Source organism: Chitinophaga caseinilytica, from assembly GCF_038396765.1.
GTDB lineage: Bacteria > Bacteroidota > Bacteroidia > Chitinophagales > Chitinophagaceae > Chitinophaga > Chitinophaga caseinilytica.
In genome coordinates this window covers 795,136-816,155 of record NZ_CP150096.1, presented here as the reverse complement: position 1 = coordinate 816,155, position 21,020 = coordinate 795,136, and the positions used below count along the sequence as shown (strand labels likewise).

Annotated in this window: 18 protein-coding genes; 13 read left to right on the top strand and 5 right to left on the bottom strand. The window is 54.3% G+C overall.

The genetic code is table 11. The features are described from left to right. The first annotated feature begins 27 nt into the window (after positions 1 to 27). The 7 genes from WJU22_RS03485 (at position 28) to WJU22_RS03455 (ending at position 8,628) form a co-directional block, all read left to right on the top strand. Positions 28 to 2,073, top strand: coding sequence for a thioredoxin domain-containing protein (locus WJU22_RS03485; protein ID WP_341841897.1), 2,046 nt, complete (start codon positions 28 to 30; stop codon positions 2,071 to 2,073). 556 nt (positions 2,074 to 2,629) lie between these two features. Then, the gene (locus tag WJU22_RS03480; RefSeq protein WP_341841896.1) at positions 2,630 to 3,763 is read left to right on the top strand and encodes an SUMF1/EgtB/PvdO family nonheme iron enzyme; all 1,134 of its coding nucleotides are present in this window, start codon (positions 2,630 to 2,632) and stop codon (positions 3,761 to 3,763) included. A gap of 125 nt (positions 3,764 to 3,888) precedes the next feature. Next, a complete protein-coding gene (gene gldL, locus WJU22_RS03475; RefSeq protein ID WP_240646559.1) occupies positions 3,889 to 4,623 on the top strand; it encodes a gliding motility protein GldL in 735 nt (244 codons plus the stop codon). 56 nt (positions 4,624 to 4,679) lie between these two features. Further along, positions 4,680 to 6,218 (top strand): gliding motility protein GldM, encoded by a 1,539-nt coding sequence (gldM, locus tag WJU22_RS03470; RefSeq protein ID WP_341841895.1) that lies wholly within the window; start codon positions 4,680 to 4,682, stop codon positions 6,216 to 6,218. A gap of 21 nt (positions 6,219 to 6,239) precedes the next feature. Continuing rightward, positions 6,240 to 7,274, top strand: coding sequence for a gliding motility protein GldN (gene gldN, locus WJU22_RS03465; protein WP_341841894.1), 1,035 nt, complete (start codon positions 6,240 to 6,242; stop codon positions 7,272 to 7,274). An 83-nt stretch (positions 7,275 to 7,357) separates the two neighbouring features. Beyond that, positions 7,358 to 7,930 (top strand): Crp/Fnr family transcriptional regulator, encoded by a 573-nt coding sequence (locus WJU22_RS03460; protein ID WP_341841893.1) that lies wholly within the window; start codon positions 7,358 to 7,360, stop codon positions 7,928 to 7,930. Between the two features lie 71 nt (positions 7,931 to 8,001). After that, positions 8,002 to 8,628, top strand: coding sequence for a DinB family protein (locus WJU22_RS03455; RefSeq protein WP_341841892.1), 627 nt, complete (start codon positions 8,002 to 8,004; stop codon positions 8,626 to 8,628). Positions 8,629 to 9,084: 456 nt separating this feature from the next. On the opposite strand, the gene uvrC is transcribed toward WJU22_RS03455, so the two are convergent. The 3 genes from uvrC to gpmI all read right to left on the bottom strand — a co-directional run bounded on the left by uvrC (position 9,085) and on the right by gpmI (position 13,281). After that, on the bottom strand, positions 9,085 to 10,929 hold the full coding sequence (gene uvrC, locus WJU22_RS03450; RefSeq protein WP_341841891.1) for an excinuclease ABC subunit UvrC: 1,845 nt from the start codon (positions 10,927 to 10,929) through the stop codon (positions 9,085 to 9,087). Further along, positions 10,926 to 11,507 (bottom strand): hypothetical protein, encoded by a 582-nt coding sequence (locus WJU22_RS03445; protein ID WP_341841890.1) that lies wholly within the window; start codon positions 11,505 to 11,507, stop codon positions 10,926 to 10,928. Before WJU22_RS03445 ends, uvrC begins: the two co-directional genes overlap by 4 nt. Before the next feature lie 250 nt (positions 11,508 to 11,757). Continuing rightward, positions 11,758 to 13,281 carry a 2,3-bisphosphoglycerate-independent phosphoglycerate mutase gene (gene gpmI, locus WJU22_RS03440; protein ID WP_341841889.1) on the bottom strand — a complete coding sequence of 508 codons (1,524 nt, stop codon included), beginning with the start codon at positions 13,279 to 13,281 and terminating at the stop codon, positions 11,758 to 11,760. 244 nt (positions 13,282 to 13,525) lie between these two features. On the opposite strand from gpmI, the gene WJU22_RS03435 reads away from it, so the two are divergent. From WJU22_RS03435 to WJU22_RS03420, 4 genes are all read left to right on the top strand, one after another. Next, positions 13,526 to 13,945: a DUF4783 domain-containing protein gene (locus tag WJU22_RS03435; protein WP_341841888.1), complete on the top strand. Its 420-nt coding sequence runs from the start codon at positions 13,526 to 13,528 to the stop codon at positions 13,943 to 13,945. A gap of 67 nt (positions 13,946 to 14,012) precedes the next feature. Further along, entirely contained in the window at positions 14,013 to 14,867 is an 855-nt protein-coding gene (gene nadC / locus WJU22_RS03430; protein ID WP_341841887.1) for a carboxylating nicotinate-nucleotide diphosphorylase, read from the top strand. A gap of 16 nt (positions 14,868 to 14,883) precedes the next feature. Beyond that, positions 14,884 to 15,771, top strand: a complete 888-nt coding sequence (locus tag WJU22_RS03425; protein WP_341841886.1) for a diacylglycerol kinase family protein — start codon at positions 14,884 to 14,886, stop codon at positions 15,769 to 15,771. A gap of 12 nt (positions 15,772 to 15,783) precedes the next feature. Further along, the gene (locus WJU22_RS03420; RefSeq protein ID WP_341841885.1) at positions 15,784 to 16,116 is read left to right on the top strand and encodes a translation initiation factor; all 333 of its coding nucleotides are present in this window, start codon (positions 15,784 to 15,786) and stop codon (positions 16,114 to 16,116) included. Between the two features lie 189 nt (positions 16,117 to 16,305). On the opposite strand, the gene WJU22_RS03415 is transcribed toward WJU22_RS03420, so the two are convergent. Both WJU22_RS03415 and WJU22_RS03410 read right to left on the bottom strand, forming a co-directional pair. Beyond that, positions 16,306 to 17,289, bottom strand: a complete 984-nt coding sequence (locus WJU22_RS03415; RefSeq protein ID WP_341841884.1) for an aldo/keto reductase — start codon at positions 17,287 to 17,289, stop codon at positions 16,306 to 16,308. Positions 17,290 to 17,605: 316 nt separating this feature from the next. Then, complete coding sequence (locus WJU22_RS03410) at positions 17,606 to 18,346, bottom strand: biotin--[acetyl-CoA-carboxylase] ligase (protein WP_341841883.1); 741 nt, start codon at positions 18,344 to 18,346, stop codon at positions 17,606 to 17,608. A 155-nt stretch (positions 18,347 to 18,501) separates the two neighbouring features. Between WJU22_RS03410 and rsfS the strand changes: the two genes are divergently transcribed. Both rsfS and ftsH read left to right on the top strand, forming a co-directional pair. Next, entirely contained in the window at positions 18,502 to 18,906 is a 405-nt protein-coding gene (gene rsfS, locus WJU22_RS03405; protein ID WP_126244543.1) for a ribosome silencing factor, read from the top strand. A gap of 68 nt (positions 18,907 to 18,974) precedes the next feature. Beyond that, a complete protein-coding gene (ftsH, locus tag WJU22_RS03400; RefSeq protein ID WP_341841882.1) occupies positions 18,975 to 21,020 on the top strand; it encodes an ATP-dependent zinc metalloprotease FtsH in 2,046 nt (681 codons plus the stop codon).

Genomic DNA, 21,020 nt, shown 5'->3' with positions numbered 1-21,020 from the left:
TTTATTTTCGCAAAAAAACAAGGCAAGATGGCAAACAGATTAGCGAAAGAAACCAGTCCATACCTCCTGCAACACGCGCACAACCCGGTAGACTGGTACCCCTGGGGCGAAGAAGCCTTCGAGAAAGCCAGGGCGGAAAACAAGCCCGTGCTCGTCAGCATCGGCTACGCCGCCTGCCACTGGTGCCACGTCATGGAACGCGAAAGCTTCGAAAACGAAGCCACCGCCGCCATCATGAACGAGCACTTCGTCAACATCAAGATCGACCGCGAAGAGCGCCCCGATATCGACCATATTTACATGGACGCCCTCCAGGCCATGAGCGGCCAGGGCGGATGGCCGCTGAACGTGTTCCTCCTGCCCGACAGGCGCCCGTTTTACGGCGGCACCTACTTTCCGCCGCAGGCCGTCTACAACCGGCCTTCCTGGACGGAAGTGCTGACCGCCGTTTCGGACGCTTTCCATACCAAGCGCGCCGACATCGAGCAGCAGGCTGCCAACCTCACCCAGCACCTGGAAAACAGTAACCAGTTCGGGATGGACGCGGTCAATGACCTGCTGCCGCGGGAAGAACAGTTCACCGCCGCCCAGTGCAACGCCATGGCACTGGCCATTCTCGGGCAGGCGGATAAGGAATGGGGCGGGTTCGGTCGCGCGCCGAAATTCCCCGGCACCTTTTCCATCAGCTACCTGCTGCGCTATTACCGGATGAATAAAGACGAAGCCGCCCTGCAACAGGCGCTCCTTTCGCTCGACAAGATGATCGACGGCGGGATCAACGACCAGCTGGGCGGAGGTTTCGCGAGATATTCGACAGACGAAAAGTGGCTCGCGCCGCATTTCGAGAAGATGCTGTACGACAACGCGCTGCTGACCGACGTGCTCTGCGAAGCCTGGCAACTCACCGGCGAAGCCCGGTATGCGGTGGCCGTGCAGGAAACGCTGGGCTTCCTGGAACGGGAGCTCACATCGCCCGAAGGCGGCTTCTATTCCGCGCTGGACGCGGATTCCGAAGGCGTGGAAGGGAAATTTTATGTGTGGGGCGAAGAAGAGGTGATGGCGCTCCTCGGGGCCGATGGGCCCGCTTTCTGCGCGTATTTCGACGTGAGCCGGCATGGCAACTGGGAAGACGTGAACATCCTCTGGGTGCCGCGCCCCATCGCCACGGTGGCGGCGGAGCAGCAAATGAGCGTTGCGGAGCTGGACGCGCTCATCCGGCGGAGCAAGCCCAGGCTCCTGGAAGCCCGCGCCAAGCGCGTGCGGCCGGGGCTGGACGATAAGATCCTCCTGGGCTGGAACGCCCTCATGATCCACGCGCTGTGCAAGGCTGCCGGCGCGCTGGGCGTGGAGAAATACGCGGCGATGGCCGAACGCGCGATGAACCTGGTGATGGAAAAAATGCGCAGGCCCGGGGAAACGCCGGCGTTCTGGCATACGTATAAGAACGGTGAGGCCCGCTATCCCGCGTTCCTCGACGATTACGCCGCGCTCATCCGCGCGCTGATCGCGCTGCAGGAAGTAACGGGCAACCTGGCCTGGCTCCGCGAAGCAAAAGCGATCACAAACTACGTGACGGCACAATTCGGAGACGAAACCGGACGTTATTTCTATTACACCGAATCCGGGCAGGAAGATGTGATCGTACGTAAGAAGGAGGTGTACGACGGGGCGGTGCCGAGCGGCAATGCGCTGATGGCGCATAACCTTTGGCATCTTTCCATTGTTTATGACGAGAAGGGCTGGGCCGAAAGGGCGCTGGCGATGACGGCAAGCCTGGGGCAAACGGTGATGCGGTACCCCACTTCGTTCGGGGTGTGGGCGGCGATGGTGATGCGCCTGGTGCAGGGGGAACCGGAGCTGGCGGTGGCCGGGCCGGACTACCTGGAGCGGATGAAGGAGCTGAACGCGATGTACCTGCCTTTCAAGGTGATGCTGGGAGCGGATAACGATGTGGAAGACATGCCGTTGCTGCAAAACAGGAGGGTGGAAGGGAAGACGCTGGTGTATGTTTGCCGGGAATACCGCTGCGAGCGGCCGGTAGAATATATATCGGAAATCAATAATTTAATATGAGAATTGTTGTAAATTGCATTCCCTTTGATAAATTAGCATTTCGGAGGAAAATCCTGCGTTGATTATTTCCAAATAAATATTATATTTATTGTAAATGCGTATTTGGACTTGACGGACAGGCCTTTACGGAAAGGCGTTATCCCCGGAGCGTGCTGCTAAATTGCCGGCGATCGGTGTTGCGACATAATAAAATGTTAAAACCTTCGTTTTACTATATTGCGTAGCCGGGAAATGTGCGGTTGAAAAAGTTGGAAGAAAACATACTACGGATTAAAAAAAATAATACATTTGCTATCTTTCTGTGATACAACCAGGTGAAAAGCGTGACTGTAGTGTTGTCTTGTCGTTTGGCAGAAGCATCTGGCAGGTTAAAGAAAAAACGTATTCTAATGAAAGTCACCCTTATGAAGCTTAATTATTGTAGTGGGCTGTTGGTCGTGCTGCTGGCGGTATTGCTGGCCAGTTGCGGTGGCGGGGGCAAATCCGCCAAGAACGCACAGGGTCAGTTGATAGGCGTTAGTCCCAGGCCGAAGTACACTCCCCCGTACCTTATGGAATGGTTTATGTTCCTTCCGGGACTTTTCACATGGGGCCGAACGACGAGGATGTGAATTATTCCTTCACGGCAAGGAATAAGTCGATCTCGATCTCCGGTTTTTACATGGATGCCACCGAAATCACGAACAACGAGTACCGTCAGTTCGTGAACTGGGTGATCGATTCCATGGCGCACGTGCTCATGGGGCATGTGAAGAATGATAACGGGGTAGACTATGTTGATTGGAAACAGAAGATCAACTGGAAAGACAAATCGACTTACGAAAAGCTCGACGCGATGATGTATTCTCCGGAAGACCGGTTGTACGGCCGCGTGGAGATCGACGTTCGTAAATTGAAATACCACGAGGAGCGTTTCAACTGGGACAAGGCGAAGCTGCGTGAGAACAAGGACAAACCGCGTTCCCAGTTCATCGACCGGAAAGACGTGCCCATTTACCCGGACACCCTTTGCTGGATCCGCGACTTCTCGTACGCTTATAACGAGCCCATGACGCGTATGTATTTCTGGCACCCTGCGTTCGACAACTATCCGGTTGTGGGCGTAAACTGGCACCAGGCCAATACCTTCTGCGAATGGCGCTCCAAGTTCTGGGACGACTACCGTTCTTCCAAGAAGCTTTTCACGGAAGACAAATTCCAGTTGCCGTCTGAAGCGCAGTGGGAATATGCCGCGCGCGGCGGTCGTGAACAGGCGCCATACCCCTGGGGCGGTTATTATATCCGCAACAAGAAAGGCTGTCTGCTCGCCAACTTCAAGCCCGGCCGCGGTAACTATCCGGAAGACGGTGGTTTCTATACCGTGCGCGCCGACGCTTACTGGCCCAACGATTACGGTCTGTACAACATGGCCGGCAACGTAGCCGAGTGGACGCAGGACATTTATTATCAGAACGCCTATTCCTTCACCTCCGATATGAACCCTTATCTGCGGATGGACGTTGCCGACAACGCGCCGCCGAAGATGAAGCGGAAAACCATCCGCGGAGGCAGCTGGAAGGATATCGGGCACTTCCTGCAAAACGGGACGCGTGCCTACGAGTACCAGGACAGTGCGAAGTCTTACATCGGCTTCCGTTGCACCATCGCGTTCCTGAGCCGGTCCAAAAACGATTTCAACAAAAGGAAATAGGAATAAATAGCTGAAATCCTGGTGATAAAACCTCACGTTTAAAATCTATCATTATGAGCACAGCAAGCATGCATCGAGCTTTTTACCTTTTAATCACCCATAAAATTAAATTTTAACCTATGGCTATGAATCCTAACACAGCGAAATGGCTTAATTTCTTTGTATGTATCGCCGCATCGGTGGTGATCATCGGGGCACTTTTCAAACTGCAGCACTGGCCTGGAGCAGACATTGCACTGATCCTGGGTCTGAGCGTAGAAGCCCTTATCTTCTTTGTTTATGCATTCGTTCCCGATAGCAGCCCTGCACCCGCAGCTGGTGGCGTGGTAGTTGCCGGCAGCCCCACCCTTGCCAAAATGGACAAGATGCTGGAAGAAGCCGACATCACGCCCGCTAACCTCAGCCGCCTGAGCGACAACTTCTCCAAACTGGGTACCACTGTCGACAAAATGCGCGACATTTCCGATGTAGTAGCCGCCACCGGCGATTACACCGCCAAAACCCGCGAAGCTGCCAACGCTATCGGTTCCGTGACACAGGCTTACACCAATGCAGCAGCAGCCGTATCTACCTTCAACAACGCTTCCGAGTCTACCCGCAACTTCCACGAGCAGGTTCAGTCCATGACCAAAAACCTGGCCTCCCTGAACGCCATCTACGAACTGGAACTGCAGGATACCAATAACCACCTGAAAGCGATGAACAGCTTCTACAGCAACCTCCTCACAGCTTCCAAAGCCATGAGCGGCAGCGTAGACGATGCCAAGAAAACGCAGGAACAAATCACGCTGCTGGCCCGCAACCTCAGCAACCTGAACACCGTTTACGGCAACATGCTCACAGCCATGCAAGGCAGATAAGGTAACGCAATAGTGAATTAACAAGAGACATTCAATTCTAAAACTTGTAGACTACTATGGCATTACCAAAAGATCCCAGGCAGAAGATGATCAACTTCATGTACCTGGTACTTACTGCAATGTTAGCGTTGAACGTATCCGCCGAGATCCTGAACGCATTCGATATCGTAAACAATTCCATCGCCAACTCCAATGAATCGATCGCCAACAAAAACGATAAAACGTATAAACAGTTCGAAAAACTGTTGGCGTCCGATGAAGCGAAAGTAAGGCCGAGGAAAGATAAGGCGGACCAGGTTCGCCAATTGTCCGCTCAAACCTATACCTACCTTGACTCCCTCAAGGAAAAAATTATCGTAGCCGCCGGTGGCTATAACGACGAGAAGGAAATCAAAAGCAAAGACAACCTGGATGCGCCTACACGCATCATGGAAAATCAGAAGCAAGGCCCGGCGCTTGAAAAACAACTGACCGATTATCGCAATCAATTGTTGGCGCTGATCAATCCGAAAGACAGGGCGGCATTCGATACGAGCCTCCCGCTCCACATCACATTGCCCCCTCAGAAAGGCCCGGTGAAGAAAGACTGGACGGCTTACCACTTCAACATGGTACCGACTATCGCCGCCGTTACCTTGCTCAGCAAGTTCCAAAATGATATCAGGAACTCCGAAGCCATGATCATCGACAAACTGATGAAGGAAGTATCGGAAGACGACTTTACATTCGATAAAATGGAAGCCTTTGTTTCCCTCAACTCGAAAAACTTCACTCCCGGCCAGACCCTCAAGGCTACCGTAGTGATGGGCGCATACAGTAGCACCGTAAATCCGACCATCGTGATTAATGGTACTTCTGTTACCGCATCGGGAGGTAAAGGTGTGTATGAACTGCCGGTGAACAGCATCGGCGAGTTCAAAATCGCGGGTATGGTTCAATTGACCAAGCCTAATGGACAAGTTGAGAGTTCTCCTTTCGAGGAAACTTATAAAGTGAGCGCAGCCGCTACTTCCATCTCGGCCGATAAAATGAACGTGATGTACGTAGCCCTCCAAAACCCGATCTCCATCACCGCAGCAGGCGTACCGTCTGACAAAGTGAATGCGACGATCAGCGGTTGCGGTGGCCAGATCACTAAAAAAGGCCCGGGCGAATTCGTGGTGACCGTCAGCTCAACCGGTAAAGCCGTGGTAACGGTTTCCGCTGAAGTGGACGGCCAGGTGAAAACCCTCGCCAGCAAAGAATTCCGAGTGAAGAACGTACCCGACCCGTCTATCAAGGTAGGCCTCACCAAAGGCCCCACCATGAAAGCCGCCGAATTCAAAGTGCAGCAAGGCCTCCGCGCCGACCTGGAAGACTTCGTGTTCGACGGTGTCCGCTACGCTGTAGTAGGCTACCGTATGGGTATCGAATCGCGCAACCGTCCGTATGCCGAAGGCGACGCCACCTCCGAAATGTGGCCCGCCAACCCCGAGTTGCAGGGTGCCATCCGTGGCATCAAACCCGGCGACCAGGTGTATTTCGACAATATCAAGGTGAAAGGTCCGGACGGAAGGGTTCGTTCCATGCCCAACGTAAACTTCAAGATCAATTAACGTAAAAAACCGTTACTGGCTATGCAAGCAGTAATATTGAAAAGGATCAGCCTGAGCGCATTGTTGCTGGTGTTTATCGCTTCCTCCGCCGACGCACAGTCGCGCCGCAGAAGAGGTAATACCGATCCGCAACCCGAGCAGCAGCAGCAGCAGCAACCCGCACCCGTGACCAACCCGGCCACCGGCAACCCGGTAAACGTGCCCGCCGCTCCGGCAGGTACCGCACCTGCATCGCTCCGGCAAGACGGGGTAGGCACACCGGTAGATACGCCGCGTAAATCGCTGCGGGTAGACGGGGTTTCCGAAAAGAGCCCTATCCGCGACCGCGTGCCCATCGCTTACGATCACATCCGTGAAGACGACAAGTTCTGGGAAAAACAGATCTGGCAGATCATCGATGTGCGCGAAAAGATGAACCTCCCCTTCCAGTACAACGTGGAAGATGAGACCGGCGTCAACCAGCTCCTCATCAATATCCTGCTTGCAGCGATCAAAAACAAGGAAGTTGAGGCTTTCAGCCCGATCGACGACCGATTCAGCACCCTCATGAACTACGACGAGATCATGACCAAGCTCTCGGGCGAGGAAAGGACCGTTCGCAGCATCGACCCGGTAACCGGCGAGGAAAAGAACGTCACGATCCGCGACGAGTTCAACCCCGAAACGATCAAACAGTACAAGATCAAGGAAGTTTGGGTGTTTGACCAGGAAGCCTCCGCGCTGAAGGTCCGCATCCTCGGCATCGCCCCCATGGTATCCCGTATCAACGACGACGGTACCGTGCGCGCCACCATCCCCCTGTTCTGGCTCTATTATCCCGATCTGCGCCCCGTTCTGGCCAAATACGACGTATATAACCAGAATAACGACGCGTCTACCATGACCTGGGAAGACCTCTTCGAAATGCGCTTCTTCTCCAGCTTCGTTGTGAAGGAAAAGAACGCGTTCAACCGCGAGATCAGCAACTACATCAAAGACGGTGTAATGCGCCTCCTGGAAGGCCAGGCCATCAAAGACAAGATCTTTAACAAAGAGCAGGACCTGTGGGAATACTAATCTCCCATTCGCTCAAATCCTGCGAACAATAATGAGAAGCCGCTCCGGGTAATCCGGGGCGGTTTTTTTTATATCTTACAGCCATGCAGCAACTCCGTTCCGCCATAGATGCCGTAGTTCCGCTTCCGGAAGATGCCTGGGAAGACCTTTCCGGCTGCTTCCACCCGCTGGCCTGCAAACGGAAAACGGTGCTCACCGCCGCGGGAGACACCGAGCGGTACTGCTATTACGTGACCGAAGGGCTCCAGCGCGCGTTCGCCCTCGCTGAAAATCAAAAAGAAGCCACGCTGATGTTCTCCTATCCCGGTTCCTTTTCCGGCATCATCGATTCGTTTTTCCTGCAGCAACCCTCGCGGTATTACCTGGAAACCCTCACCCAGAGCGCCTTTCTACGAATTTCGTACAACGATATTCAGCGGCTCATGCAGCAACATCCGGCGATAGCCCGGTGGGTGCACATCGGTACCATGGCCGCCATGGCGGGCGTGATGGAACGGCTGATCGAAATACAGACGCTGGGCGCGGAGCAGAAGTTCAGGCGCCTCCTGGCCAGGAGCCCGCACGTTCTCCAGCTCATCCCCCACAAATACCTCGCTTCCTACCTCGGCATCGATCCCGCTACGTTCAGCAAGCTGTTAGGTGGCGTTCGGTTGTAAATCTTGGTTTAGACAAAGATTTCGTGTAAATAGCCGGATTACCTTTGCATCGGATCATTAAATCTCTTCACATGCCTACCTTCCACGCAGAAACCCTGCTCAGCGAGCTGCAGCACGACGTGAACAACCTTCGCGCGGCGGCAGACCGTTACCTCGCCTCCCAACCCCACGACCTTCTCCTGCAACCGCCGGCGCCCGGCAAATGGTCTGCCATCCAGTGCCTGGAGCATCTCAATGGCTACGGCCGTTTCTACCTGCCGGCTTTCGACGAAGCATTCCGCAAATTCCTTTCCAGGAAACGCCCCGTGCCGGAGCAATTCCGCAGCGGCTGGCTGGGCAATTATTTTACGCAAACAATGTTGCCGAAAGAAGACGGCAGCCTGAAAATGAAAATGTCTGCCCCCAAAAATCATAATCCCACTCCCCGGTTAGACGCGGCGCAAACGCTCGACGAATTCCAGGCGCAACAGGAATGGATGCTGTCGCTCCTGCAAGCCGCGAAGAAGATCGACATCGGCGGCATCCGGCTGCCGACCACGCTGTCGAAACTCGTGGCGCTGAAGGCCGGAGATACGTTCCGCTTCCTCATCGCGCACGCGCAAAGGCACATGCTGCAGGCTATCCGCAGTGTGGAAATGGCGCGCGGCGCAGACGTGGCTGCGGTCAATTTGCAGTACCTCTCCGAGACCGCCCGCTAACAAATTCCCGATCCCGAAAAATCGTTTGAAACTCAATGCTGTTGCAGGTTACAGCTAACGGCTATTTCGTGCTGATAACAAATACTTAACAACGACACAGCCACATACGCATTACTTTAGTAATGTGATAAAACACGCTTGAATGAATGTGTAATTGTCATGTTTCAACAACGAAGATCCACCGGCGGTCTGCCGGTCATCAAAAATAAATCTGTGTCTTTTAATGGTTAACTTGGGGAATAGAGCCTGGTTCTCAAACCGGGCTCTCTCTTTTGTATGAAGCCGTGATTTTTTTGATGAGGTTTCGATTCGCCCTTTTTCCTGATCACAATCTTGTAAGATGATTTTTATGCTGATTTGATCGGTGTCGTAGACGGCATCCCTGTATCCAATAAGCATGGGTGCGGACTAACATGTTTGAGTGCAGTTTGATGAAAGGTGATGGGGAACCGGTTATTACACTGATCCTTCCTGCTTTTCTTTCCCGTTCGCGCCCTCCTTACCATGAAAGTGCTCCCAGATCAGCGTCGCCTTTTTCAGGCCCACTTCTTTTGTCAGTTCGTCTTTACTTAACGCTTTCACCTTATTGACCGACCGGTGGCTCTGCAACAGCTGCGTAGCCGTGTTTTCGCCAATCCCCTTGATCGATTCCAGCTCATTCTTGAACGTGCCCTTGCTACGCTTCTGCCGGTGGAACGTAATGCCGAAACGGTGCACCTCGTCGCGGACGCGCCGGATCAGCTTCAGGCTCTCACTGTCGTACGGCAGCTTGATGGAATCCTTATCGCCCGGGAAGAAAATTTCCTCCTCGTTCTTCGCCAAGCCCACCACCGTCATGCTGCCGATTAGATCGAGCTTGCGGATGCTTTCCATCGCCGCGCCCAACTGGCCCTTACCACCGTCGATGATAACGAGCTGCGGCAACGGCTGTTCTTCGTCCAGGAGGCGCTTGTAGCGGCGGTACACCACTTCGGTCATAGACGCGAAGTCGTTGATGCCTTCCACCGTTTTGATATTGAAATGGCGGTAATCTTTCTTCGACGCCACACCGTCTTTGAACACGACGCAGGCCGAAACGGGATAGCTCCCCTGGAAGTTGGAGTTATCGAAACATTCGATATGAACGGGCAGTTCCTGCAACTCCAGGTCGGCCTGCAGCTGGTACAGCACTTTCTTCACTTCCATATCACTCTTGCCTTCGAGATGCAGGATCTTTTTCTTGCGCAGCTCTTCGCGGAAATAGTCGACGTTTTTGGTGGAAAGATCGAGCAGTTTCTTTTTGTCGCCGCCTTTCGGGACGATCACTTCCACGTTTTCCTCCGGAAAATCGACGTGGAAAGGCAGCACGATCTCGCGCGCCAGGCTCTGGAACGCTTCGCGGAGGTACCCGATGGCGTATTCCATCACTTCCTCGTCCGTTTCTTCCAGCTTCTTTTCCAGTGTAACGGTTTTTGTATCGGCGATGGTGCCGTTGAGCACGCGCAGGTAGTTCACATATGCGAAATTGCCTTCAGACAGGATGGTGAACACGTCTACGTTCCCGACGCGACTGCTCACGATGGTAGACCTGGCCTGGTAATCCTGCAAACTGGCGATTTTCTTCCGTTCGATTTCCGCTTTCTCGAATTCCATGTTCATCGCATGCGCCTGCATTTTCGATTTGAACACGTTGAGCACGGGCGAGAGGTTGCCGCGGAGGATTTCCTTCACGGACTGGAGCCCTTCCCGGTAATCTTCGGCCGATTGCAGCCCTTCGCAGGGGCCTTTGCAGTTGCCGAGATGGTATTCCAGGCACACCTTGAACTTCCCTTTTTTGATGTTCTGTTCAGACAGGTTGAGGTTGCAGGTGCGCAGGGGGATGTTGTAGCGGATCACTTCCAGCAGCTCGCGCACGCGGCCCACGGAGGTGAAGGGGCCGAGGTATTCCGACCCGTCTTTGATCACGCGGCGGGTGAGGAAAACGCGGGGGAAAGATTCGTGCTTGATGACGATGAACGGATACGTTTTATCGTCTTTCAGATCGATGTTGTATTTCGGGCGGAACTGCTTGATGAGGGCGTTTTCCAGCAGGAACGCGTCTTTTTCGTTGTCTACGATCGTGAACTCGATGTGGTGGATGTTGTCTACCAGCTTCCGGGTTTTGTAATTGTCGTGGTTCTTGACGAAATAGGAGGAAACGCGCTTGCGGAGGCTTTTGGCTTTGCCGATGTACAGCAGTTCCCCGCCGGCGTCGAAATATTTATAGATGCCGGCCTGAGTGGGAATGGTATGCGATATCTGGGAAAATTCCGCTGACGTCATTGCTGCGCTGTTAATGGGCGGAACTGGGCGATGGTTTCCATGTTTTCCGCTTTCATGAAGATGATTTTCTGATGGGAGCTGATGGAGAGCTGGCGATCGCGCTCGTAAACGATCTCCTGGCGGTATTCGTACACAGGGTTCTTTGTGTGGGAAGAGGCCTGGACGGATTTGATGCGCCGGCTGCTGTCGATCTCCACGATCAGTTGTGCAGGCCAGGTCTGTTTGCCGCGGGTGCGGTGGATGAAGGTCGTATCTCCCGAGAAATGATTGGGAATGGTATCGATGTCGTACGCGTCTGCCAGCGAGGGGCGACTGATATCGGCGTCCATCAGCGGGCGGAAGAGCGCTTCCAGTCCTGCGCTGTCTTTCACCGGCGCCGACACCGTTTGCCCGTTGAGGCGGATGGTTTTGGTGATCTGGAAGGGCGATTTCCGCATCCTGGCGATCTCGTCCCAGCAATAGTTCCCCAACGCCCTGTAGCTATGGTCCCTCACGGCAACGGGCGCGCCGCCTTTGGGCTCGGGCAGCCGGCATCCGGTCATCAACAACGCAAAAAGCCCAGCAAATACGATTCTCATACCCACAAATTTAATGGTGTAGCCGTTATCGGCCTATAAAAAAATGCACCGTGAATACGGCGCATCTGATGCATGAGCAAATCTGTCGAGAGCACTAAAAAACTTATGGTAATAGTAGAATAATCAGTTTCGGGGGAAGCCTTCCGGCTTCATCAGGTGTTAAACGCCAGGCGGCCCCGGAAAGTTACAGGTGGCGGAAAATAAAAAAGGGGCCGCCGGAGCAGCCCCTTTCGATGTATCCTGTTGAGGATTATACGAGTACGTTGCCGGTCATTTCCTTCGGGATGGGCAGGCCCATGAAGTGAAGGATGGTAGGAGCGAGGTCGCCCAGTTTACCGTTTTTGACCTCACCCTTGAAATCGTTGCTGATGATGAAGAAAGGCACGGGATTGAGGGTGTGTGCCGTATTGGGCGTACCGTCTTCGTTGATCATGAAGTCCGCGTTGCCGTGGTCTGCCGTGAGGAAGATGGTGTAATCGTTCAGCAATGCGGTAGAAACTACTTTGGACACGCAGGCGTCTACGGTTTCCACGGCTTTGATGGCGGCCGGCCAAACGCCGGTGTGGCCCACCATATCTGCGTTCGCGAAATTGAGGACCACGAAATCGGCCGTACGCTGCTCCAGTTCGGGGAGGATGGCGTCTGCCAGTTCGGGGGCGCTCATTTCGGGCTGGAGGTCGTAGGTAGCTACCTTGGGCGAGGGCACGAGAATGCGTTTCTCGCCCTCGAAGGGCGTTTCACGACCGCCGGAGAAGAAGAAGCTCACATGCGGATATTTCTCCGTTTCCGCGATGCGGATTTGCGTTTTGCCGTTCTTTTCCAGGACTTCGCCGAGGGTCATGGAAAGATTATCGTTTTCGAAAATGACATGTACGCCCTTGAAGGCTTTGTCGTATTCGGTCATGGTCGTATAGTGCAATGCCAGGGGCTGCATGCCGAAGTCGGGGAACGCTTGCTGGGTGAGCACTTCCGTGATCTCGCGGCAGCGGTCGGTGCGGAAGTTGAAGCAGATCACCGCGTCTCCGGGCTGGATGTTGCCGATAGGCTGCTGTTGCGCGTCGGTAACGATGATGGGCTTGATGAACTCGTCGGTCACGCCTTCTGCGTAGGAGGCTTTCACGGCGGTCAGCACGTCTTGCGTAGGCGTACCGGTGCCGTTCACGAGCGCGTCGTAAGCGAGTTTCACCCTTTCCCAGCGTTTGTCGCGGTCCATGGCGTAATAGCGCCCGGTTACGGAAGCGATGCGGCCGGTGGTGGCGCCCAGGTGTTGCTGGAGATCGTCGAGGTAGCCGAGGCCGCCTTTGGGATCGGTGTCGCGCCCGTCGGTGAACGCATGTACAAACACGTTTGTGAGCCCGCGTTCTTTCGCGATGGAAGCGAGGGCTTTGAGGTGGGTGATATGGGAATGTACGCCGCCATCGCTCACCAGGCCGATGAAGTGGAGGGCTTTATTGTTATTGCGGGCGTAGTCCATGGAGTCCTGCAAAACCTTGCTGGCAGCGAGCTCGCCGTCTCTTACGGCTACGTTGATGCGCTGGAGTTCCTGGTAAACGATCCTTCCGGCCCCGATATTGAGGTGCCCTACTTCGGAATTGCCCATTTGTCCGTCGGGGAGCCCTACGGCCTCGCCGCAGGTGATGAGGGTGCTATGGGGAAATTGTTCATAGAGGCCGTCTACGAAAGGGGTGTTTGCATGTGCGATGGCGTCTGCGGCGGGCACCTGGCCCTGGCCCCAGCCATCCATGATGATCAGGATCGCTCTTTTAGTTTCCATACTTTAAATCCGGTTGTGCGTTGTGAATGAATCGGCCCGTGAAATTAATAATACTATCTTTCCCGGTGTCTAAAATTTTTGAAGAGGGGTTATAATTCAGGGGATTTTTGTATATTAAATTATTGTAATGCGCAACCTTGGGAAGTATAGCACAATAATGGTATATTTATTGAAAGTCAGCAATTTGGCATAGTTTTCGTGTCTTCTAAGGTTGATAAATGTATTGCGATCAAAATAACGGATAATGAAAAAGTTAATCGTAGTGTTGGGGGTGTTCCTGCTCGGAGGGATGCTGACGGCTTTTACGCTGCTGGCGGGTCCTTTCGATGATGTGGTCAACGCCCTGAAAAAGGGAGACTCCGGTAACCTGAGCAAACTCCTGGACAACACGGTCGAGATCAATATGGCTGGCAGATCCAACTCCTACAGCAAAGCCCAGGCGGAAATCATCCTGAAAGACTTCTTCGGGAAAAACACCGTCAAAACCTTCGAACTGCTCCACAAAGGCGGCCCCGAAGGCGGCTCCCAGTTCGGGGTGGGCAACCTCACCACTTCCGGCGGCAATTTCCGAACCTCGTTTTTTCTCCAGAAAAAGGGAACGCATTCGTCCTCAACGAACTGCGCTTCGAAAATAAATAGCTCAACAGCAAGACGAACACATTGAAAGGCTATCCGCTCCTAGGCGGATGGCCTTTTTGTTTGTAACTTGCCCTTTCATTCCCGATTGCGTTATGTTACAGAAAGAAGCATTGGAACAATTCATCAAAGCCGCACTGGCGGAAGATATCGGCTCGGGCGACCATTCCACCCTCGCCTCCATCCCCGCCGAAACCACCGGCACAGCAAGGCTCAAGATCAAGGAAGACGGCGTGCTCGCCGGCATGGAAGTGGCCGAAGCCATCTTCCGCATGCTCGACGATTCCACCCGTTTCGTCCCCTTCAAAAAAGACGGCGAGCCCATGCAGGCCGGAGAAATCGCGTTTGAAGTCTCCGCCCGCGTGCGCACCCTGCTGAGCGCAGAAAGGCTCGTCCTCAACTGTATGCAGCGCATGAGCGGCATCGCCACGCTCACCCGTAAATACACCGACCGCCTCAAAGGGTATCATACCCGCGTGCTCGACACCCGCAAAACCACCCCCAACTTCCGCATGCTCGAAAAAGAAGCCGTGCGCATCGGGGGCGGCGTCAATCACCGGATCGGACTGTACGATATGGTCATGCTTAAAGACAATCACATCGATTTCTCAGGCGGCATCACCCCGGCAGTTGAGCGCGTGGTGGCTTATCTGAAGGAAAAACAGCTCGATCTGAAAATCGAAGTGGAAGCCCGGAATATCGATGATGTGAAGGAGATTTTGCAGGTGGGACAGGTGCATCGCATCATGCTCGACAATTTTTCGCCGGAGCAGATCCCCCCGGCGCTCGACCTCATCAAAGGCCAATACGAAACCGAAGCATCCGGCGGCATCACGATCGAAAATGTGGAGGCATACGCCAAAACAGGGGTCGATTTCGTGTCTGTCGGCGCCATCATACACCATGCCGTGAGCCTGGACCTCAGTCTCAAGGCCGTTATCCATTCCTGAGTCAATCCTCTTACCATTGCGGAAAATACTGATCATCATCAACCGGAAAGCCGGCACCGACCGCGAGAAATCCCTCGGCGCCGCCATCGCACGGCAGTTGCCGGAAGATCGCTTCCAGGTTGAGACCACCTATCTCCAATACCTCGGTCACGGTACAGACCTGGCCATTTCAGCCGTAGACCGCGGCGTAGATACCGTTGTGGCCGTGGGCGGCGACGGTTCCATCAACGAGATCGCCCAGGGCCTCGTGGGCTCGAAAACGGCGCTGGCCATCGTGCCCCTCGGCAGTGGGAACGGCCTGGCACGGGCGCTCAACATCCCGCTGGACGTGGAAAAGGCGCTTGCCATCGTAGCCGGAGGAAATAGAAAGCCCATGGATGCGGGGTACGCCAACGAGCACCTCTTCCTCAGCAATGCGGGCGTGGGTTTCGATGCGGTGATCGCAGACCGTTTCCGGCACAGCAAAAAGCGCGGGCTCATCAATTACGCGCGGCTCGTGGTCGGCGGATTTTCAACCTACAAACCCGCGGTTTACAAGATCCGGATGGACGGGAAGGAAACCGAAGCGCCGGCGTTCCTCATGACCGTGGCCAACGGTAACCAGTTCGGGTACGATTTCAAACTGGCGCCGCAGGCCAGCCTGTTCGATGGGCAGCTGGACGTCTGCATGGTGCGCCCGCTCCGCTTCTGGGACCTGCTGCCGCTGAGCATCAGTTCGCTGCGGGGCAACATCGGCGAGAGCCGCTATATGCAACATTTTACCGGACAAGAAATAACAGTGGCCAGCCCCGATCTATCCTGCCTGCAGGTGGATGGCGATGCGGTGCCGCTGACGCAGGGAAAAACCGTTCATTTTAACGTGGTGCCGGGCGCGCTCCAGATCCTGGTGCCCAACGGTCACTAAAAAACGCAAGTTATGAGCAAGAAAAAATCCGCCTCCAACGGGATCGTTTATTCTACTGATCCCAACTTTTCGTACCCGCAGGAACCCACCGAAGAGGCCGCTACGCTGGCGCCTGCGGAGCAGCGCCTCCGCGTGAAGCTGGACACGAAGCAGCGCGCCGGTAAAACGGTGACCGTGGTGGAAGGGTTCGTGGGCACGGAAGCCGATCTCGAAAAACTCGGCAAGGAACTGAAAACAAAATGCGGCACCGGCGGCTCGGTAAAAGACGGGCTGGTGCTTATCCAGGGCGATTATCGCGACAAAGTGCTCCAGTGGCTGAAAGGCTGGGGGTACAATGTGAAATAAACCATGTTCATCCAAATAAAAAGGGAGCGCCCCGGCAGGAGCGCTCCCTTTTTATTTGGCGTTACCATAGCCTTACAGTACTCGTTCAGTACAGATATAGTAGGGATACCGTACTGTAACCGTACTGTAACCGTACTGTAACCGTATTGGAACCGTAGTGGCTGCACGGATTTGAGCAATTGCGTCAGGTTAGCGGTTCACCAGTTTCATAGCCCCTTCGCTGTAACGTTCGCCTTCGATCTGGTAACCGGAAAGCGTGGCTTCGATGCGGGCAACATCGTCGGCAGTCAGCGCGATATCGGCCGCCGCGGCGTTTTCCTGCAGGTATTTACGCCGTTTGGTGCCGGGGATGGGGGTGATGTTGTCGCCTTTGGCGAGCAGCCATGCCAGGGCCAGCTGCGGCAGGGTGATGTGGCGTTCGGCCGCGATGTCTTCCAGGGCGCTCACGATACGGAGGTTCTTGTCGAACGCTTCCTGCTGGAACCGGGGGAGGTTGCGGCGGAAGTCGGTCGGGTCGAGGTCTTTGACGTCGCGCAGGTCGGAAGTGAGGGCCCCGCGGCCGAGGGGGCTGTAGGGCACGATGCCGATGCCCAGTTCGCGGCAGGTGGGAATGATGTCGGATTCGATGTCGCGCACGAAGAGGGAGTATTCGCTTTGCAGCGCGGCGATGGGATGCACGGCGGCGGCTTTGCGGATTGAATGCGCGGAGGCTTCCGACAGGCCGAGGTAACGTACTTTCCCTTCCTTTACCAGTTCGGCCATGGCGCCAACGGTTTCTTCGATGGGCACCTGATCGTCTACGCGGTGGGCGTAATAGAGATCGATCACGTCTACGCCGAGCCTTTTGAGCGATGCTTCGCAGGCTTGTTTGAGATACGCGGGCGATCCGTCGAAGTAGGTGGAATTATCTTCGCGGTAACGGAAGCCGAATTTGGTGGCGAGGAATACGTCTTTCCTGCGGGTGGCGAGCACTTCGGAGAGTTGTTTTTCGTTGAGGCCCTGGCCGTACATGTCTGCCGTGTCCCAGAAATTAACGCCGAGGTCGAGTGCGAGCTCAAGCGTAGCGCGGGATTCGGCATCATCGCGCTGGCCGTAGGCGAAGGCCATGCCCATGCAGCCGAGGCCGATCGCTGAAACTTTTTCGCCGGTGTTTCCCAGAGTTCTGTAATGCATGTCTGAATAGGATTTAAAGTGGATAACAAAGCTACGCTGCGGATGCGGGAGCGAAATTGCAATCATCAAGCGTTTCGTTGCAAATATCCAATAATTTGTTGCAACGGGCAACAGCGGGCGTTTGCAGCGAATTGCAGCATGGGTTGCAAAATTTTATTTGGATAAGCGGAAAAGAAGTTCCATCTTGTAAACCTCCATTTATCGACCAAAATCATGGGCTTTGACCCGTGGCTGGCATTTTTGGAGAAGCTTCAGATGTTTGTCTTTACAAATTCCACTTCTCCAAAAAGCCAGTTTTTACTGGCTTTTTCCAGTTTTACCGGGCGAAGATGAATTCCACTTCGCCGAATCCCAGTTCCAGTATTTCCTTGTTCTTTTCCAGGCACAGCCTTCCGTCGGGCAATACGTCGCGGATAACGCCCTGGAAGATTTCGCCGTTGATGCGGTAAAGCGCGGGCTCGTGAAGGCGGTAGAGATTGTCTTTGTATTCGGCGAGCATGGCAGGATAAGTGTCTACGCTGAGCTTGCTGTACCGGTTTTCGAGATGGGTGCAGAGGTCTTTGGCCAGTTCGAGCGTATCCCATTCGCGGCCGGTGATCTGGCGGAGGGAAACGGGGTTTTGGAGATGGTCGGGGAAATGGGGGGTGTTGATATTAATGCCCATCCCAGCTATGGCATATTGCCAGACGCTTCCACGCAAAACGTTCTCGATAAGAATGCCCCCTGCCTTTCTGTCACGCCAGTAAATATCATTGCTCCATTTGATGCGGGTTTCGTCTCCTGCGTATTTCCGGAAGAAATCGAATGCGCCGAGGGCTACGGCCACGCTGAGCATGAACTGCTGATGCAGGCCCAGCGCGGGTTGGAGAACGGTGGTGAGCATGATGTTCTCACCGGGCGTGGAGAGCCACTGTTTGCCGCGCTGTCCTTTCCCTGCGGTCTGCTCCATAGCGAACCATGTGTACCCGGGCGCCACGGGGCCTTCGGCGACCCTTGCCATGGCATAGTTATTGGTGCTGTCTACCGTGTTGAGCACGTGAAACGGATGGCCTATCACAAATCCTGATTTAACTGTAAAATGAGCAAATTACCATCATTTTAACAATATTTTACCGACCCATCCGTCTTCCAGCATATAAGCCGGCGTTATATTTTGGCCCCGGTTTAGTAATTTTGGAGATTAAAGACTATTTTTAACAAAAACAGCACTTATTGGCACCCTTAACCATACTGAACAGCAGGAAAAAGGCGGTAACACGCATCAATAGGAACAGCAAGATTTTTACTTCCATCATAAAGGCCATACAGGAGAAAAAAGGGGAGAATATCGTTTCCCTTGATCTGCGCAAGATTCCTGAAGCAGTAGCTGATTTCTTCATCATTTGTGAGGCCAATTCCAGTAACCAAGTTAAGGCTATAGCGGATTTTGTGGAGGAGGAAGTGAAGAACAACACGGACGAATCCGCGTACAAACACGAAGGGTTCACGGCTCAGCAGTGGATACTGGTGGATTACGTGAACGTGGTAGTGCATATTTTCATACCCGAAACCCGGAAATTCTATAACCTGGAAGAGATGTGGAGCGATGCGGAACGCATGGAACACCTCGATCACTGAACAAAACCCCGGGTTTTGTATTAATTACTTATAAAAGACAACTCTCATTCGTAAAGGAGCGAACGATCATGGAAAAAGGAGGCAATAACTATAGCAAGGGACCTGATAAATCATCACCGAAGAAAGGACCGAAATTCAATATCTACTGGGTATACGCCTTTATCGGCATTGCCCTGCTGGCTATGAATTTCGTACTGCCGATCTCCAGCCAGCCCAAAGAGCTGTCCGGTTTCAAGGAGTTCCAGCAAAGGCTGCTCCGCACCGGCGACGTAGACAAGCTGGTAGTGGTGAACAAGGCACTTGTAGAAGTTTATATCAAAAAAGAAAGGCTGAACCAGCCCCAATATTCGGAAGTGGCCAAAGGCCGCCTCGGCGCCCAGAACTCAGGCCCGCATTACCAGTTCACCATCGGAAGCGTGGAAAGCTTCCAGAAGGAGCTGGACCGCGCCCAGGAAGGGATGCCCCTGGCAGACCAGATGAACGTATCCTACGTTCCGCGCCAGAACTGGTTCGAGCCGCTCATGCAAATACTGCTGCCCATCCTGCTGCTCATCGGTATGTGGGTACTGCTCATGCGTAAAATGGGCGGCCCGTCCGGCGGAAGCGGCGGCCCCGGCGGCATCTTCAACATCGGCAAATCCAAAGCCACCCTCTTCGATAAAGGCACCCGCGTCAACATCACCTTCAACGATGTTGCCGGCCTCGACGAAGCCAAAGTGGAAGTGATGGAAATCGTGGATTTCCTCAAAAACCCGAAGAAATACACCGCGCTCGGGGGTAAAATCCCGAAAGGAGCCCTCCTCGTAGGCCCTCCCGGTACCGGTAAAACCCTCCTCGCCAAAGCCATGGCGGGCGAAGCGCAGGTCCCCTTCTTCTCCATGTCCGGCTCCGATTTCGTGGAACTGTTCGTAGGCGTCGGCGCTTCCCGCGTTCGTGACCTCTTCAAACAGGCCCGCGAAAAAGCACCCTGTATCATCTTCATCGACGAAATCGACGCCATCGGCCGCGCCCGTGGCAAGAACGTCATGATGTCCAACGACGAGCGCGAGAACACCCTCAACCAGCTCCTCGTGGAAATGGACGGCTTCGGAACAGACAGCGGGATCATCATCCTCGCCGCCACCAACCGGCCAGACGTGCTCGACAGCGCCCTGCTGCGCCCCGGCCGTTTCGACCGCCAGATTTCCATCGACAAGCCCGACCTCGGAGGCCGTGAACATATCTTCAACGTACACCTGAAGCCCATCAAGACGTCGCCCAACCTCGACATCAAGAAACTCGCTTCCATGACGCCCGGTTTCGCCGGTGCAGACATCGCCAACGTATGTAACGAAGCCGCGCTCATCGCCGCCCGTAAAGGCAAGAACGAAGTGGAAATGGAAGACTTCAACGACGCCATCGACCGTGTGATCGGCGGCCTCGAGAAGAAAAACAAGATCATCTCCCCCGAAGAAAAGGAAGTGATCGCCTACCACGAAGCCGGACACGCTATCTGCGGCTGGTACCTCGAACACGCCAACCCGCTCGTGAAAGTCACCATCGTCCCCCGTGGCGTGGCCGCACTCGGGTACGCACAGTATCTCCCGAAAGAGCAATACCTCTACAATACCGAACAACTGATGGACGATATCTGCATGACCCTCGGCGGCCGCGCGGTAGAAGACATCGTGTTCGGAAAGATCTCCACCGGCGCGCAGAACGATCTGCAGGTAATCACCCGCATGGCGTACGCCATGGTGACCGTGTATGGTATGAACGACAAAGTGGGCAACGTATCCTTCTACGATCCGAACGTCGAACAATCGTTCACCAAACCGTATTCCGAAGAAACGGCGAAACTGATCGACGATGAGGTGCGCGCACTGATCGACAAAGCGTACCAGCGCACCAAGGCCATGCTGACCGACAAGCTGCCCCAGGTGAAATTGCTGGCGGAAGAACTGCTGAAAAAAGAAGTGCTGTATAAAGACGACCTCGAGCGCCTCATCGGCAAACGCCCGTACGATACGCACAAAGAACATATCCCGACAAAGGCAGGTATCGGTGTGGAAGGCGTTCACCCGTCAGACATCATCAATCCTTCCCCGGCTAACGTAACAACCGAACAGGAATAA

Coding starts and splice junctions, on each gene's coding strand:
- WJU22_RS03420 (WP_341841885.1), top strand. CDS start 15,784: ATGAGCAAGAAAAAATCCGCCTCCAACGGGATCGTTTATTCTACTGAT.
- gpmI (WP_341841889.1), bottom strand. CDS start 13,281: ATGGAAACTAAAAGAGCGATCCTGATCATCATGGATGGCTGGGGCCAG.
- WJU22_RS03435 (WP_341841888.1), top strand. CDS start 13,526: ATGAAAAAGTTAATCGTAGTGTTGGGGGTGTTCCTGCTCGGAGGGATG.
- WJU22_RS03415 (WP_341841884.1), bottom strand. CDS start 17,289: ATGCATTACAGAACTCTGGGAAACACCGGCGAAAAAGTTTCAGCGATC.
- gldM (WP_341841895.1), top strand. CDS start 4,680: ATGGCATTACCAAAAGATCCCAGGCAGAAGATGATCAACTTCATGTAC.
- uvrC (WP_341841891.1), bottom strand. CDS start 10,929: ATGACGTCAGCGGAATTTTCCCAGATATCGCATACCATTCCCACTCAG.
- nadC (WP_341841887.1), top strand. CDS start 14,013: ATGTTACAGAAAGAAGCATTGGAACAATTCATCAAAGCCGCACTGGCG.
- WJU22_RS03480 (WP_341841896.1), top strand. CDS start 2,630: ATGGTTTATGTTCCTTCCGGGACTTTTCACATGGGGCCGAACGACGAG.
- WJU22_RS03445 (WP_341841890.1), bottom strand. CDS start 11,507: ATGAGAATCGTATTTGCTGGGCTTTTTGCGTTGTTGATGACCGGATGC.
- gldN (WP_341841894.1), top strand. CDS start 6,240: ATGCAAGCAGTAATATTGAAAAGGATCAGCCTGAGCGCATTGTTGCTG.
- WJU22_RS03485 (WP_341841897.1), top strand. CDS start 28: ATGGCAAACAGATTAGCGAAAGAAACCAGTCCATACCTCCTGCAACAC.
- WJU22_RS03455 (WP_341841892.1), top strand. CDS start 8,002: ATGCCTACCTTCCACGCAGAAACCCTGCTCAGCGAGCTGCAGCACGAC.
- WJU22_RS03460 (WP_341841893.1), top strand. CDS start 7,358: ATGCAGCAACTCCGTTCCGCCATAGATGCCGTAGTTCCGCTTCCGGAA.
- ftsH (WP_341841882.1), top strand. CDS start 18,975: ATGGAAAAAGGAGGCAATAACTATAGCAAGGGACCTGATAAATCATCA.
- gldL (WP_240646559.1), top strand. CDS start 3,889: ATGAATCCTAACACAGCGAAATGGCTTAATTTCTTTGTATGTATCGCC.